General features: G+C 48.4%; 14 protein-coding genes. 8 read left to right on the top strand and 6 right to left on the bottom strand.

Annotation, left to right across the window (positions count from 1 at the left end; all coding sequences use genetic code 11):
* Nucleotides 1-81: 81 nt before the first annotated feature.
* The 6 genes from lysC (at nt 82) to EZJ49_RS05025 (ending at nt 6,912) form a co-directional block, all read left to right on the top strand.
* Nucleotides 82-1,464, top strand: a complete 1,383-nt coding sequence (lysC, locus tag EZJ49_RS05050) for a lysine-sensitive aspartokinase 3 (protein WP_262554903.1) — start codon at nt 82-84, stop codon at nt 1,462-1,464.
* A gap of 51 nt (nt 1,465-1,515) precedes the next feature.
* Nucleotides 1,516-2,112: a nitroreductase family protein gene (locus EZJ49_RS05045; protein WP_262554901.1), complete on the top strand. Its 597-nt coding sequence runs from the start codon at nt 1,516-1,518 to the stop codon at nt 2,110-2,112.
* 169 nt (nt 2,113-2,281) lie between these two features.
* Nucleotides 2,282-3,295, top strand: coding sequence for a tRNA dihydrouridine synthase DusB (dusB, locus tag EZJ49_RS05040; protein ID WP_262554899.1), 1,014 nt, complete (start codon nt 2,282-2,284; stop codon nt 3,293-3,295).
* 88 nt (nt 3,296-3,383) lie between these two features.
* Entirely contained in the window at nt 3,384-5,198 is a 1,815-nt protein-coding gene (typA, locus tag EZJ49_RS05035) for a translational GTPase TypA (protein ID WP_262554897.1), read from the top strand.
* Nucleotides 5,198-6,124, top strand: coding sequence for an ATP-binding cassette domain-containing protein (locus tag EZJ49_RS05030; protein WP_262554895.1), 927 nt, complete (start codon nt 5,198-5,200; stop codon nt 6,122-6,124). Before typA ends, EZJ49_RS05030 begins: the two co-directional genes overlap by 1 nt.
* The gene (locus tag EZJ49_RS05025) at nt 6,124-6,912 is read left to right on the top strand and encodes an ABC transporter permease (protein WP_262554893.1); all 789 of its coding nucleotides are present in this window, start codon (nt 6,124-6,126) and stop codon (nt 6,910-6,912) included. Before EZJ49_RS05030 ends, EZJ49_RS05025 begins: the two co-directional genes overlap by 1 nt.
* 2 nt (nt 6,913-6,914) lie before the next feature.
* Here EZJ49_RS05025 and EZJ49_RS05020 read toward each other — a convergent pair whose 3' ends face one another.
* Genes EZJ49_RS05020 through EZJ49_RS05005 form a run of 4 tightly spaced genes read right to left on the bottom strand, consistent with a single transcriptional unit; the run spans nt 6,915 to nt 9,685 of the window.
* Nucleotides 6,915-7,322 (bottom strand): DUF523 domain-containing protein, encoded by a 408-nt coding sequence (locus tag EZJ49_RS05020; protein WP_262554891.1) that lies wholly within the window; start codon nt 7,320-7,322, stop codon nt 6,915-6,917.
* Nucleotides 7,319-8,152, bottom strand: coding sequence for a monofunctional biosynthetic peptidoglycan transglycosylase (gene mtgA, locus EZJ49_RS05015; protein ID WP_262554890.1), 834 nt, complete (start codon nt 8,150-8,152; stop codon nt 7,319-7,321). The genes EZJ49_RS05020 and mtgA overlap by 4 nt, the downstream gene beginning before the upstream one ends.
* 7 nt (nt 8,153-8,159) lie before the next feature.
* Nucleotides 8,160-9,152 (bottom strand): SDR family oxidoreductase, encoded by a 993-nt coding sequence (locus tag EZJ49_RS05010; protein ID WP_262554888.1) that lies wholly within the window; start codon nt 9,150-9,152, stop codon nt 8,160-8,162.
* Nucleotides 9,149-9,685, bottom strand: coding sequence for a phosphatase PAP2 family protein (locus tag EZJ49_RS05005; protein WP_262554886.1), 537 nt, complete (start codon nt 9,683-9,685; stop codon nt 9,149-9,151). The genes EZJ49_RS05010 and EZJ49_RS05005 overlap by 4 nt, the downstream gene beginning before the upstream one ends.
* Before the next feature lie 104 nt (nt 9,686-9,789).
* Here EZJ49_RS05005 and EZJ49_RS05000 point away from each other — a divergent pair, with 104 nt between their 5' ends.
* A complete protein-coding gene (locus tag EZJ49_RS05000; RefSeq protein WP_262554885.1) occupies nt 9,790-10,578 on the top strand; it encodes a flagellar motor protein in 789 nt (262 codons plus the stop codon).
* Between the two features lie 11 nt (nt 10,579-10,589).
* A complete protein-coding gene (locus EZJ49_RS04995; RefSeq protein WP_262554883.1) occupies nt 10,590-11,342 on the top strand; it encodes a flagellar motor protein MotB in 753 nt (250 codons plus the stop codon).
* 61 nt (nt 11,343-11,403) lie between these two features.
* Here the strand turns inward: EZJ49_RS04995 and EZJ49_RS04990 are convergent, their stop codons facing one another.
* Nucleotides 11,404-12,102 carry a hypothetical protein gene (locus tag EZJ49_RS04990; protein WP_262554881.1) on the bottom strand — a complete coding sequence of 233 codons (699 nt, stop codon included), beginning with the start codon at nt 12,100-12,102 and terminating at the stop codon, nt 11,404-11,406.
* A gap of 120 nt (nt 12,103-12,222) precedes the next feature.
* Entirely contained in the window at nt 12,223-14,982 is a 2,760-nt protein-coding gene (locus EZJ49_RS04985; protein ID WP_262554879.1) for a hypothetical protein, read from the bottom strand.
* Between the last annotated feature and the right edge of the window lie 91 nt (nt 14,983-15,073).

Below are 15,073 nucleotides of genomic sequence, written 5' to 3'. Positions count from 1 at the left end.
AAAAGTCTGCCATAAAAGTCGTTGAATGAAAAACCCTAACCGCATTAGGATATTCCCTAGCCCAAGGGCCAAGGAGTGAATGTGGCAAAGCTTGTAGTTTCCAAGTTCGGTGGCACTTCGATGGGAGATGCCGACTGTATGCTTCGCAGTGCAGAGGTCAGTTTCCGCCAAGGATCCAGTGTGGTGGTCGTTTCTGCAACCTCCGGAACCACCAATGATCTGATTGCCCTGGGGAAGACCGCTGAAACACAAGCCTGGATTGAGGCGGAAAAAATCCTTACGAAAATTCAGGAACGACATCTCAAAGTTGCTGGGGATCTTCATGCGCCGGAAGAGTCTTTAAATTTATTGAAGACTTTGTTTGAAGAAATGAGTTCTTTGGCCAAAGGTATTCACCTGTTAAAAGACTGCTCGGTCAAAGCTCTGGATACTCTGGTCAGTCTTGGTGAACGAATGTCATCTTTGCTATTCACAGAAGCCATGTCCCAGGTTCTAAAAAAACATAAATCGGAAAAAACAGCACAGCTTCTGGATGTGCGCACGGTTTTGCGCACGGATGATTCCTTCGGGAAAGCCAAGCCTTTGACCACTGACGTGGCGGCATTGGCGCAGAAAAATCTTTCCTTCCTGCGCGACGGGAAAAAGGTTGTTTGCACTCAGGGCTATATCGGCATGACCGAAGAAGGCAACACGACCACTCTGGGGCGCGGAGGCAGTGATTACTCTGCTGCGATTTTGGCTGAGGGCGTATCTGCTGACGTTCTGGAAATCTGGACAGATGTGGCGGGGATTGCGACCACGGACCCGCGCCTGTGCCCTAAAGCTCAACCCATCAGCGAGATTTCTTTCAAAGAAGCTTCAGAGCTTGCAACCTTCGGTGCGAAAATTCTGCACCCGGCGACCTTGCTGCCGGCCATTCGCAAAAACATTCCGGTCTTTGTCGGTTCCAGCTTCGATGCGCAAGCGCGTGGCACGTGGGTGCGCAAAGATGTCGAGGATCATCCGTTGATTCGCGCCATGGCCTTAAGAAAAAAACAGGTGCTGGTCACGCTTTCCACGCCGGAAATGCTGTACGCCCATGGATTCCTGTTTCAGATCTTTAAAATCTTCAATGACCATAAGGTCAGTATTGATGCGATCACCACATCTGAAATTTCCGTCAGTGTGACTTTGGATGATTCGACGTTGTTAAATAAGAAATTGATCGTGGATTTATCCCAGATTGCTGATGTGCAGGTGGAGGAAAATCTGGCGCTGATTTCTTTGATTGGAAATAACATCAACCACACTGCGGGTCTTGGCGAAAAAATCTTTAAGGCGATTTCCGACATCAACGTGCGCATGATCTGTCTGGGGGCCAGTAAACACAACTTCTGCTTCCTGGTTTCAGATGAACAGGGGCCTGAAGCGATTCGTCGCCTGCATTCGTGCTTCATCGAAGCGGGCAGCGAAGAACTGGCCTAAAAGGTACCTGCTACCTTTTTCCGAGGCGGTGCGAAAAGAAAGGATTTGCGAATGGAAAAGAATGAATTTTATCAACTGTTGGGATCAAGAACGTCCATTCGTAAGTACAAGCCCGATGCTGTTGCGAAAGAAGTGATCGAAAGAATCCTGGCAGCGGGAATGCAGGCTCCTTCGGGAAAGAACCGTCAGAACTGGCGTTTCTTTGTTGTGACCGGGAAGAAGCGTGAAGAGTATTTGCAGTATTCGCAAAAATCCTGGCTGGGTATCAAAGATATTCTGCAACAGCGTTTGAAGCCGTCACTTTATCAGTTCACGGAAAGATTCTTCTATACTTTGGGGGATGCGCCGGTGATTATTTTTGCGTATTCCCACAATGATTCAGAAGAGCGCTATCACACCAGTATAGGCTCTGTGTATATGGCTGTGGAAAACATGAATTTGGCGTGTTTGGTGGAAGGCCTGGGTTCCTGCACGATGGGGGCTCCGCTGGAAATTAAAGAGGACGTCGATAAGTTCCTGGGTGTGGATCAACTGCCGGAATACCAAAAAGGGGAGCTGGAGCTTCTTTGTGCTATGGTTTGCGGTTACCCTGATCATCACCCCCCCAAAGCCCCCCGCCAAACTGCCGGAAGAGTCACCTGGCTGTGAGTTTAAGCCATTTCCAGTGATATCAGATACTTATGCTTTTAGATATGGAGCCCTCTCACATTCCCTAAGAGGGGGCTTTGTAAAAGGGTAAGGAAAACAGATAAGTTAGCGATTTCTTTTATTTATTCTCTATCTATTGCCGGACGGATTTGATATACCGCTCGGACCTATGAATCCAGTTGAAGCCTTAAAGACAAATCCATTTGTTCTGGCCCCTATGGCCGGGATCACGGATCACGCTTTCCGCACCTTTGTCAAAAAACTTGATGCCAGTGTTGTCGTCACTGAGCTGGTCAGTGCAAGTGGGATTGAATACAAATCCGAACGCACGATGAAGTTGATGAGCTTTGACGAATCCCAGCGTCCTATTGGAATTCAGCTTTTCGGTGAAGAACCGGAGATTGTGGCGCGCGCAGCACAAGTGGCGGAAGCTGATGGCTGTGACTTTGTAGATTTGAACTTTGGTTGTCCTGTTCCCAAGGTTGTTAAAAAAGGCGGCGGTTCTGCGATTTTGAAAGATCCGGCGGCCGTGCAAAAGATGGTTTCCACGGTGAAAGCAGCCATCAAAATTCCTCTGACTATCAAGATTCGCACGGGCTGGGATGCTAATTCCCGTAATGCGATCGAAGTTTGCAATATCGCTTACAACGAAGGTGTCTCCTGGGTGGCTATCCACGGACGAACTCGTGCACAGGGCTATACTGGACTTGCGGACTGGGATTTCATTGCAGACGTTAAGGCCAATACAAAAATTCCCATTCTTGGAAACGGAGACATTCTCACTCCTCGCCAGGCAAATCTAAGACTGCAACAGTCCGGCTGTGACGGTGTGATGATTGGCCGGGGCTGTCTTAAAAATCCATTCATCTTTATGGATGCCCTGTCCTTGTGGCGGGGCGAGGCGGTTAAAGACGTAAAGAGAGATTATGTGAGTCTTTTCCAGGGTCTTCAAAAAGAGATCGTGGCGCATTGTGATGAGCACATTACCGGGATCCAGCTTAGAAAGTTTGCAGCTTGGTTCTCAACAGGTTATTCTGGAGCGGCTCAGTTTCGAAAGAATCTTTTCCAATCCAAAAGCAATGACGAGATCATGGCACTAGCGAATGAGTTTTTCGCTGGGATCGGTAATGTAGAGCAAGAAGACACCAGTCAGGAAGAATTCCTGATGGGCGGTCATGGCTAGCTTGACGTAAAGTTGACGAAGCCGAATTCAATTTTAGTTTAAAATTTAAGTGTTTTGTTTTTAAGAGTTTCAATAACGAAGGGTAATTATGATTCAAGATCCAAAGAAAATTAGAAATATCGCTATCATCGCGCACGTCGACCACGGAAAGACAACCCTGGTTGATCACCTGATCAAACAAGCAGGAACTTTCCGTGACAACGAACACGTTGAAGAACGCCTGATGGACTCCATGGATCTTGAAAGAGAGCGTGGGATCACGATCGCAGCGAAGAATGCCTCCTTCATGTACAAAGATATCAAAGTAAATATCGTCGATACACCGGGACACAGTGACTTCGGTGGTGAAGTTGAGCGTATCTTGAACATGGTTGATGGTTGTATCCTTCTTTGTGATGCTTCCGAAGGCCCGCTGCCACAAACCCGGTTCGTATTGAAAAAAGCTTTGGAAGGCGGCAAGAAGGTTATCGTCTGTATCAACAAGATCGACCGTTCTGATGCTCGTATTCAGGAGGTTCACAACGAATTGTTCGACCTGTTCATCGACCTTGATGCAACCGAAGAACAATGTGATTTCCACACTGTTTACGCTATTGCGCGTGAAGGTATGGCGACTTTGGACCCAGCGGTTAACACGGGCTCCCTGGAAGTTCTTTACGATGCTATCGTAAACTTGGTTCCGCCTCCGACAATTGAAGAAAACGCTCCACTTCAAGTTATGGTTTCCAATATCTCTTACAACGATTACGTAGGCCGTTTGGCGATCGGTCGTATGAGAGCCGGAACTATCAAAGTCGGTGATGAAGTTCTTTGCGTTCAGGCGAATACTCAGAAGAAAGTGAAAGTCTCTGCTTTGTTCCAGTACAAAGTAAACTCCCAGGTTCCGGCTCAGGAAGTGGGCGCAGGTGACATGGTTGTTATCGCGGGTATGGAGGATTTCACTATCGGTGACACCATCACTTCTGCGACGGACCCTCGTCCTCTTCCGCGCATCCGCGTTGAAGAGCCGACAGTGGGCATGGTTTTCTCTGTCAATAACGGTCCCTTCGCCGGTCTTGATGGTAAGAACGTGACATCCCGTAAGATCATTGATCGCCTGGAAAGAGAACTTCTGTACAACGTGGCAATCCGCGTGGAAAAAACAGACTCCACTGACGCGTTCAAAGTTGTCGGTCGTGGTGAGCTTCAATTGGGCGTTTTGATCGAACAAATGCGCCGTGAAAATTTCGAGCTTCTGGTTTCCAAGCCGACTGTTGTCTTCAAAGAGGAAAATGGCAAAAGACTGGAGCCAATGGAGATCGCGGTTATTGATATCGAAGATGCTTACGTTGGTGCGGTTACCGAGAAATTGGGTAAACGTAAAGGTGTCATGACCAATATGGTTCAAAAAGGTTCCGGTCGTACTCGTTTGGAATTCCGTATTCCTTCCCGTGGCTTGATCGGTTACCGTTCTGAGTTCCTGACAGACACTCGTGGTACTGGTTTGTTGAACACTCAATTTGACGGTTGGGACGACTACCGTGGTGAGATCGAACACCGTATGAATGGTGCCATGATTTCTGACCGCAAAGGCACAGCAACATCTTACGCGATCTGGAACTTGCAAGAACGCGGTATTATGATGGTTGAGCACGGTGATGAAGTGTACGAAGGCATGATTGTTGGTGAACACGCCAAGGAAAATGATCTAGAAGTAAACATCACTCGCGAAAAGAAATTGTCAAACGTACGTGCTTCGGGTTCTGATGAAGCTATCCGTCTGGTTCCGGTGAAAAAATTCACTTTGGAAAGAGCGATGGAATGGATTAAGGAATCTGAATTGATCGAGGTTACGCCGAAGCACATCCGTCTTCGTTTGCGTGAACTTGATCCGCACAAACGCGCAAGAGCAGCGAAGGAATAATGAGTACGAACGTCGCCATTGAAATTAAAGATCTGACGAAAAAATACGACGACAAGGTCGCCGTGGACGGAATCAATCTGGAGATTTACAAAGGCGAGTGTTTCGGACTTCTTGGTCCAAACGGGGCTGGCAAATCAACTACGATGAAGATGATGTATTGCTCAGCCCTGGTCACCAGCGGGGAACTTTATGTTCTCGGGCTGAATGTTAAGAAGAATTACCGCGAAATCAAATCTCGCATAGGGGTCGTCCCGCAAGAGGACGGCCTTGATCCTGACTTCACAGTTCTTGAAAATCTCCGGGTTTATGCCAGCTTCCACAATATACCATCTGCCGAGGCGGATTTGCGCGCGCAGGCTTTGCTGCGCCTGATGAAGCTGGAAGAATATCAGGACCGTTCCGTGGAAACGCTGAGCGGGGGCATGAAGCGCCGTTTGGCCATTGCCAGGGGCCTGATCAATTCACCAGAGGTGGTTTTTCTGGATGAGCCGACGACAGGGCTGGACCCTCAGGCGCGTATCTGGATCTGGGACTTCTTCAAGCATTTGAAATCCGAAAAAAGCACTTTGGTTTTAACCACGCACTACATGGAAGAAGCCGAACAGATGTGTGATCGCGTGGCGATCATTGATGATGGGCGTATTCTGACGGTGGGTAAGCCACGTGAATTGATTCGTGAGCTGATTGGCAAAGAAGTGGTTGAGTTCGACACCAACCCGGTGGACCTGAATTACTATCTGGGTCGTTTACGGGCAGAGGGTTTTTCTTATCAGGTGATCAAAGACACAGTTTCTGTTTTGGTAAAGGAAAATCAGGAAGGCCGTCGTGTGGTGGACCTGATTGCCAGTGACAAAATTTATATTCGTAAGCCGACCCTGAACGACGTGTTCCTGAAGCTGGCCGGTCATCAATTGAGGGATGAGTAATGAAATTCAAAGATTACTTCTCTATTCCAAGAATGAATGACGGTGCTTTGAAGGTTTGGTCCCGCAATTTCCTTTATTTTAAAAAAACCTGGCTGGTGTCCTTGTTCTGGATTGTTCTGGAGCCGGTGATCTATCTGGGGGCAATCGGTTTTGGGCTGGGGGCATTCGTCAATAACATGGGCGGAATGTCTTATATTGAGTTCTTCTTCCCGGCATTGCTTTCTTCGACAGCGATGATGGTGGCTTTCTTTGAGGGTACTTACGGAAACTACACCAAGCTGACTCATCAGAAGACTTACGCAACGATCATGCTGACCCGTGTGGGCCCGGAGGAGATTGTAGGTGGCGAGCTGTTGTGGGCTGCCAGCAAGGGCTTCTTTGGTGTGATTGGCGTGACGGTGGTGGCCATGTTCTTTGGACTGGTGGAATCTTATCGTATTCTGCTGGTTTTGCCGGTGCTGTTCCTGCTAAGCGCGCTGTTTTCCTGCATCGGGATGATTTTCACATCTTTTGCGCGAAACTATGACTCATTCATTTATTCGACGTCCGGTTTGATTGTGCCGATGAGTCTTCTAAGCGGAACATATTTCCCGTTGGATCAGTTGCCGATGGGGCTTCGTTATGTCGCTTATCTGTTCCCACTGACTCATGCCGTGGCGGCGGTCAGAGGAATTTTACACCAGGGCCCGATCTTGTGGATTGGCGTGCACATTTTGGTGCTGCTGATTGCAACGTGGATCTGTATGAACATTTCGTTCTTTAGAATTCGCAAAAAACTTTTGAAATAGTTTTAATCAACAACGGTGATCTTGATACCATGCTTTTTTAAAAGCTCGGCAAAAACACCGTCGCCGTCTTGTTGGGCGCCCGAAAAGGTTCCATCATAAATTTTTCCGCATCCGCACATTGGGGATTTGGATTTAAGCAGAGCTTCGGTGGCTCCGGCCAGCTTTGCAATTCTTAAGGCCTCTTCGGCGCCACGCTGATATTCTGCTGTGACATCCACGCCTTTGTTGGTCAGAACCTTGTTGCCAATGCGCTCTGCCGGAGGCCGGGGTGTGGGCAGGCCGCCAAGCTGTTCAGGGCACACAGGAATCGCCTCGCCATTCTGCACCATCTCTTCAATGGCTGAACGTGTCTGGGCTTTGCAGTCATAGCGGCAGTGAACTCCTGACAGGCAGGCAGAGACTATTTTCATTCGCTCTCCTCTTCCAGATCCATTTGTTCCTGGGATTCCATGTTTTCCAGTTCCTGCAAAGTTGGAACCTGTTCGCCGTCAGCAAAGATTTCTTCTGGTGGCGGTTCCGGCTGGAAGAAGTAAGCCACCTGAGCGGCCGCCACATTGTATTCCTCTTCCGAGATGCGGTGATAGCGATACAGGTCTTCGACAATGCGGCTTAATCTTTTGCGCGCAAAAGGTGTCAGCTCCTTGCGATAATAAGACATTGAATATTTCACCGGATTGGGCAGAACCATGGCTAAAAATGCGGACTCAACCACGGAAAGTTCAGCCGGGGATTTTTTAAAATAATACTTCGCCGCGGCCTTTACGCCATAAATGTCTTTCCCAAACTCGACAACATTCAGATAGCGTTCCAGAATTTCCTTTTTTGTCAGGGTGTGCTCAATACGATCTGTGATGATGGCTTCAAGCCCTTTGCGGATAAAAGTGCGATCCTTAGTCAGAAACATATTCTTGGCAAGTTGCTGGGTGATGGTGGAACCACCACGCTTAAAGACGCCGGTTTCCCAGCCTTCTTTGGCGTTCTTTTCAATCGCATCCCAGTCAAAACCCTTGTGATTATAGAAATTGGAATCTTCGGTCAGGATGATGGTTTTTGCCAGAATAGGAGCGACCTGTTTCAAGGGCACATAGTTTTTTGAACCCGGGCACAGTTCCACTTGATACATGCGTGTGACCAGGCAGCCCTTGATTTCACTTTGACTGGGAAGCCAGGTCCAAAGCGCACCGACAGCCAAAGCCATCAGACAGAAAACTCCTAGAAAGAAAAAGAAAACCTGTTTCATGCGCCCTTTATTTACGAACCAATCCGTGATCTTTCATCCACTGTACTGAATTATGTATGGCTTCGCGAGCCGGTCGGGGTTTGAAATCCAGTTCGCGCTGAGCTTTGCCGGAATCAAACCAGTGGTACATGGTGGCAGTATGGGCATTCTCGCGGCTTAAAGGCCCCTTCATGCCCATCTTTTCCATGAAATCACCGACAGCGCCCACGGTGTGCAGAAGCTGACCGGGAAGTTGGTGTTGAGGGGGTTTTACTCCAGCCTCCTGAGCGATCATAGCGAAAAGGTCTTTGATGAGAATATTTTCACCCGCAAGGATGTAGCGTTCTCCGCTGCGCCCTTTTTTCCAGGCACTTAAGATTCCCGCCACGACATCCTCGACAGCCACAACATTGACCCCGCCGGAGGTGTAAAATTTCAGACGCCCCTGAGCCACCTTGAGCTGCATTTTGCGACTGCCTTTTTTGGCATCGCCACGTCCATAAATGGTAGAAGGATTCAGAATGACGGCATCAATTTCATTTTTTTTGCAGGCTTCACGCACCAGGATTTCGGCCTGATGTTTGGTTTGGAAATAGCCCAGATCCAGTTCTGCGATATTGTATGGAGACTCTTCGTTCAGGATCTGATCCGGCGTATAGCCAGCACCGATGGCCACCACCGAAGAAAGATAAACCATACGGCGCACATGATGTTCGCGACAGACAGCAATGACGTTGGCAGTGCCTTCGACATTGACCTTTTCCATTTGGGCGCGCTGGGACTTTTTGTAGGCAATGACACCAGCTAAGTGAAAGACGGAATCCATGCCCTTAACCGCCTCCAGTAAAGAGTGAATATCCGTGACATCACCATGCAGGTATTTGCAGTTCACGCCGTCCAATTCGGAAAGATCACTTTTAGGACGAACCAAGGCATAAACCTCATGGCCCTCCTGAACAAGAGCGCGAGTGACCCAGCTTCCAAGAAATCCATTGGCTCCGGTGACTAATACTTTTTTCATGTGGTGACGGTTCCTTCAGAGTTGATACGTGCAAGGATGAGTTTACAGATACGGGCAAACAAAAGACCGAAAATCATTCCCAAAAGCCCACCGCAGATCACATCTGTCGGAAAGTGAACACCGTTATAAACCCGGCTGTAGGCAATCACCGTTGCCAGGGTGTACAGGGGCACTGTGGCTGGAGGAAAGATAGCGGAAGTAAAGCTGGCAAAGCTGTACATGTTCGTCGCATGATTGGAAACAAAACTGTAGCCGCCAAAAGGAGCCCGAACCTGAACATCCAAATTCAGTGTATTTGCGGGCCGGGGGCGCTGAACTGTTTTTTTGAAGGCCCAGTTGCCGACACCATCTGATGCCGATACGGAAAGAAGTGCGAAGAAGAAGATAACCAGACCTTTTTTCCATCCACGACGCCACATGAAGATCGCCAAAATCACCGGTACCAGAACAAACTTAAAAAAAGGCGTCTTATGCAGGTCTGTGATGAACGGGAAAAACTGATCCGCCCAAGCGGCCGTCCAGTGTGAATTCACCAATACAAAAAGGCTCTTATCGAGAGAAAGAATGTAATCGAGCATCAGAGTGAATGTACCCTAATTTTTCGCTCGCAGAAAGTCTAGGTCTTCGTGGGGTCCAAGTGTCAGATCTGATCCCCTGTGGCACACTTCTGTCTATGGACAAAGCAACATGGTTAGGGCTTTTGGTCGGTTTTGGTGGAATCTTGCTCGGAAACCTTCTGGAAGGTGGGCACGTCAGTTCGCTGATGCAGCTGACAGCATTTATTATCGTTCTGGCGGGGACAATTGGTGCTGTGATGGTCTCCAGCTCGGAAAAGGATCTGAAGACGGGATTGCAGCTTGCAAAAAAAGCCTTTCGTGAAGAGGACGATCAGATCAAGGCCCGTCTGAACGAAATTGTGGATTGTGCCCGCTTTGTAAAAAAAGAATCTTTGCTGGCTCTGGAAACCCGCCTTAACTCCATTCAAGATCCTCTTTTAAAAGGTGTTCTTCGCAATGTTGTGGATGGCGTGGATGCACAGACTATTCGCGACATTTTTGAAACACAGATCGACACGGAAGAGGAAGAACTTCTGGGCGGCGCCAAAATCTGGACTGATGCTGGCGGTTTTGCGCCAACGATCGGGATTATTGGTGCGGTGCTGGGATTGATCCACGTGATGGGAAATCTGACCGACACCAGCAAGCTGGGGGCCGGGATCGCGGTGGCGTTTGTGGCAACGGTGTACGGGGTTAGTTCTGCCAATCTTCTATTCCTGCCATTGGGAAGCAAGTTAAAGCGTCGTGTGCAATCCATCACTCGCGAAAAAATGATGGTGCTGGAAGGGGCTCTACTGGTCGGAAGCGGCATGAATCCTGTCGTTCTGGAACAAAAGCTATACGCCTATCTTGAAAGCGATAAGAAATAGGATTGCATCTTATGGCAAGAAAACACAAAAAACATCAGGAGCATGAAAATCACGAGAGATGGCTGGTCTCTTATGCGGATTTCATCACGCTGCTGTTTGCTTTCTTTGTGGTGATGTATGCGACCTCGACCTCTAATGAGGAAAAACAGAAGGAATTTGAAGAATCCATCAAGCTGAACTTGCATCTGGTGGGCCGGGGCGGATCTGACAGTGATTCCGCAGACAGCATCGGGGCCTTGATGGCTGAGCTGGAAATGCCTGTGGGGAATTTTCCCAAAAAAGGCGGCCCTCGCGAGGCTGAAGACTATGTGGAAAGATCTCTGGAGAAATCCATGGATAAGGAGCAAAAGAAAAAAGCCATTCAGGACATCTATCACGATGCCGTGGGCGTGCGAATTGCTTTGGCCGCTTCCACGTTCTTTCCGGAAGGGTCTGCAAAGCTGAAAATGTCGGCGTTGGAATCCCTGGATAAAGTAGCCGAAGTTCTGAAGACCCATAAAAAACGCATCATTGTGGAAGGTCACACGGACGATCTTCCGATTGCTGATATAAGCTTTCCATCAAATTGGGAGCTTGCCGGAGGCAGAGCATCTGCGGTGGTGCGCTATCTGGTGAAGTATCACAAGATGGACCCCAAGCGTTTTGTTTCTTTATCTTATGGTGATCAGAAACCGGTGGTTCCCAATGACACCGATGAACATCGCGCGATGAATCGTCGTATTGAGATCTTCATTGTAACTGACAATTCCAAAGTGGATATCTAAAAATAAAAAAGCCAAGGGCACGACCTTGGCTTTTTCGGAGAAAGTAATTTCTTTTCTTAGTTTATACGCACTCTTTCAGTTTGCGCACCACTTCAAGAGCTTTGGCTTTATCCACACCTTTGACTTCCATGATGGCTTGTACGAAAGCCTCTTCGGAAGTTCCTTTTTGTGCAGACTCCACGATCTCATCGTGGCGCTTCAGGATCTGAGTGTAGGAATCTCTTTCCGCTTTTGAAAAACGAGTCAGAATGGAATCAGTCAAAGTTTCCAAGCGGGTCAAGGCAGCTGTTGTTTCAGTCAGTTCAGCCGTTGAAAGTTCTTTGGCGGATTTGCGGGCTCCTGTCAGGTGGGAGTTGGACATGAATGTGGCAGAAGCCGTTGCTGCTGCGTCGATGGATTGACCTTCCGCAGAGTCTTTTTTACTGATTTCAGCCGCCATCTTTTTTGCTGCAACGATTGTTGCCAAATTGTCCAGACGCTGCGCTGATTTTGCGGGGTCGGCCTTAAGAGCCAGCGCCAGGCTGTTATTTTTACCGGAGGAAAGATTCAGCTCATTGATGATGCTGTCCTGGGCAGATTTAAGTTTTTGCGCATCCAAGCCCTTGGCTGTTCTGGATTTTCCAAAAGCCGCCTCTTTGACCTGTTTTGCGTATTCGACCAGCACTTCACGCGGGGCTCTTGCCGCCGGTGCTGCGTGGGCGAAAGAAACAGACATGCTTGTAACCAAGACTGCCATTCCGATGATAAATGCCTTTTTCATGCTCTCTCTCCTGTGTTTACACACTATACAGGCAGCTCCGTTTTTGGGTTCTCTCGGCCCTGGGATGCAACCTGTTTAATTTAATTGTTTCAACAATCTATATTTCAAGGTCCGTACCAATTAATGTGCGGACGGCAGTGACATTCCTCTCAACTGAGACAGTTTGGACTGCACCTCATTATTGAACTTTTGCTGTTCCATATTGAGACGTTTGATATTGCGGATCTTGTCCCAGCTCACAGCATTGGCCATGGACCCGTACATCATCACTTCTGAAGCCAGGGATTGCAGATGCTCCAGAGCTTGAACCGCAACATCACGTTGTTGCTTGTTCAGTTTTACGACGGCCCCTTCTTCCGCATCACCGACGCCCAGTAAGGTCGCCACGGATGCCAGAGTGGTTTGAATATTTGTCACCTGTTCTTCCAGTTGATAATTTTCAAGCGGGGATTGAACGACCTCGCGGCCATCTATCTTTTTGATCTCGATTTTCTTCAGCAGATTATTCATCACGATGAATTGAGCTTCCACAGCACGCAGTGCCGGGTGAGTCGGAACCGTCGTGATCAGAGACTCGAAATCCAGGTTGAATTTTGCGGAAGGCTGCAATAGCTCCTGCAAAAGTGCCAAGTAGGTGCGCTCTTCCTGGAAGACCGCATTCATGATGCCGTTTGAGATCGGACCACGGTTGAAACTGCTGCGTTTCAGATTGAAGATCTTGCGGACCATTTTAATCACGATCTCATCATAACTTTTTGCAAACTCATTAAAGGCGGCCTGCATCTGAGATTCCGTGGTTTTATTCCACCATTGAGGGAAGTTGGTTTCCGCAGCCGTGCCCACAGCATTCGGACGTGCTTCGTGCACCAGATAATCCACGAAACCTTTGTAGTTTTTGCCGCTGGCGGCACGCACAGGCCAGTTGTAAATTCTTTCCACCGGAGCATCAGCTTTGATGCCAAAGCATGGATCAAATTCATCATTCTGATTCGCCAAAGACGGCGGCAGGAATACGGACGGGAAGCCTGTATGGGCTCCGGCAATTCTTGGTGTTTTCACAACTTTACCGCCGGCTTCCACGTCAGGACCGCAGATCATTTGCATCACAAAGAAATCGGTGATCTTCGGTGTTGTGAACAGACCCACCTTACGGTAGTAACTGACCCCCTGAACCGTTTCTGCTGTGCTAGGAGCTTTTTCAAATGCCAGACCAAATCCGCGTCCCACTGACATGGATGGGTCCGGTGCACCCATAGAACTGCGGATTTCGTTCATCACATGATAGTAGTTCTGGGAGTGGGACACGTTTTGCGCCGCGATTCTCATTTCTCTATTCAGATCCAGCAGGCCCTGGCCGATTTTGTCGCGGTCACCAGTGCCGAGCTTTTCAATGATAGCCGCCAGAGTTTTCTTTTCTGCCGGATACAGATATTTGACCTTGTCAGACTTCATCAAAGATTCGGCTTTGATCGCAGCTTCCGCCACGGTGTCCAGCTGCATGCCTTCAATGAACTGCGGATGCGTCAGGTAAATATCCTCACGACCCTCGGACATATCCAGTGGGGTCACGCCGTTCAGCGGGGAGGTCCGCTGCAGGATCTGCACCTGAGACTGATTAAAGCGGGAGTTACGCACTTCATTGACGAAGGAGCTGTAGAAAGAATAACTGGCGTTGAACATGCCGGTCAGGCCCTTCAAAGCCTCTGACCAGTTGTGGTGAGCTTCGTAAACTTCAGACATATTGATCATACGCCAGTCCATCATTTTTTGATGGAAGTGCTTCAGGCCTTTTGTCATGTCTTCGCTGGAGCTGTTCCATTTGGCGGATTTCAAAGTGTTGACCTGAGTGACCATGTCTTTATTCATGTCATGGAAGTCGGCGCCGTCGAACATGTTCTTCCAGGCGAAGGTCACATGGCGATTGAACCACATGTCCAGAGCAACGAACGCGGAAATCTGCAAACCTTTTACTAAAAGCAGGCGAAGACCTTTAACCTGCATGGAGCCCGGTGCCAGCCATAAAGCAATATCGACACCAGTGACACGAAGAACTACTTTGGTAATCAACGCCTGACCCAAAGCAGCCACGCCGGAAGAAATAAGCATGGAAGCAATGCCCGGAGCGTATTCCCAGATTTTCTTTTGCACCACAAGATATTCATAGGCCTTGCCACATGGATCTTCATCAATATTGGCCTTTTCAGCTTCGCTGATTTTTCCACCCATCATGGATTTTGCGCAGGCTTTAACATTCGGATCGGCAATCACGGAAGACAGATAAGTTTGCAGGAATGCACCCACAGTCATACCCAGGTACGGGATCATATGGTGGAACTTGGGATTTTTGATGTACATGGAAAGGATATTGGATGTCAGGCCCTGGGAATACATAAAGACAAAAAAGCCAAACACACCCATTGGGGATAACTGATGCTGAATGTGCTGTTGCATGGCCACGGGATTCTGAGAATAGTTGGTAATCAGCTGACCGGCGACAACGGCGCCCATTGCCATAAAGAACATGGCTGATTCAGTGGGAAGATTTCTGACTGTATGGGACAGAGAAGATTTGGATGCGTTTTTGATGCGGATCATTTCGTCCATCATCATCTTATTCATGGATTTCGGAGAGAATTTGCGCAGTTGTGTTTCCTCGCCGAAGGGAATTTCCATGGCAAGTTTCTTGGTGGTCTTATCATAAACCTGGGCTTTTTTTGCCTCTTTATCCACATGAAGTGTGTAGCCCATGGGTTCAAGGAAATCGCGATATTGTGACAGTTGGGCTTTTTCTTTTTCTGACCAGTCCACGGCATGGGCCACAGGTGCCAATACCATATTGATCGTAGCAATTGCGGTCAGGATTTTAGAAAACCACTTCATAGCGTCTCCTTGAGGCGAAAATACCTCAAGCTCCTAAGAAGCAAGCTTTGGACCCTTCTATATCAATTAAATGGCATGCCGATTGTATCAA

This window comes from Bdellovibrio bacteriovorus, from assembly GCF_025558485.1.
GTDB lineage: Bacteria > Bdellovibrionota > Bdellovibrionia > Bdellovibrionales > Bdellovibrionaceae > Bdellovibrio > Bdellovibrio bacteriovorus_G.
The sequence above is the reverse complement of the archived record's forward strand: the minus strand, read 5'-3'. Positions and strand labels throughout refer to the sequence as shown.

Excerpts from the sequence above, each read along its gene's own strand:
- EZJ49_RS05020 (WP_262554891.1), bottom strand. The coding sequence starts at position 7,322 with ATGAAAATAGTCTCTGCCTGCCTGTCAGGAGTTCACTGCCGCTATGAC.
- EZJ49_RS05010 (WP_262554888.1), bottom strand. The coding sequence starts at position 9,152 with ATGAAAAAAGTATTAGTCACCGGAGCCAATGGATTTCTTGGAAGCTGG.
- dusB (WP_262554899.1), top strand. The coding sequence starts at position 2,282 with ATGAATCCAGTTGAAGCCTTAAAGACAAATCCATTTGTTCTGGCCCCT.
- EZJ49_RS04985 (WP_262554879.1), bottom strand. The coding sequence starts at position 14,982 with ATGAAGTGGTTTTCTAAAATCCTGACCGCAATTGCTACGATCAATATG.
- EZJ49_RS05025 (WP_262554893.1), top strand. The coding sequence starts at position 6,124 with ATGAAATTCAAAGATTACTTCTCTATTCCAAGAATGAATGACGGTGCT.
- mtgA (WP_262554890.1), bottom strand. The coding sequence starts at position 8,152 with ATGAAACAGGTTTTCTTTTTCTTTCTAGGAGTTTTCTGTCTGATGGCT.
- typA (WP_262554897.1), top strand. The coding sequence starts at position 3,384 with ATGATTCAAGATCCAAAGAAAATTAGAAATATCGCTATCATCGCGCAC.
- EZJ49_RS04990 (WP_262554881.1), bottom strand. The coding sequence starts at position 12,102 with ATGAAAAAGGCATTTATCATCGGAATGGCAGTCTTGGTTACAAGCATG.
- EZJ49_RS05045 (WP_262554901.1), top strand. The coding sequence starts at position 1,516 with ATGGAAAAGAATGAATTTTATCAACTGTTGGGATCAAGAACGTCCATT.
- EZJ49_RS04995 (WP_262554883.1), top strand. The coding sequence starts at position 10,590 with ATGGCAAGAAAACACAAAAAACATCAGGAGCATGAAAATCACGAGAGA.
- EZJ49_RS05030 (WP_262554895.1), top strand. The coding sequence starts at position 5,198 with ATGAGTACGAACGTCGCCATTGAAATTAAAGATCTGACGAAAAAATAC.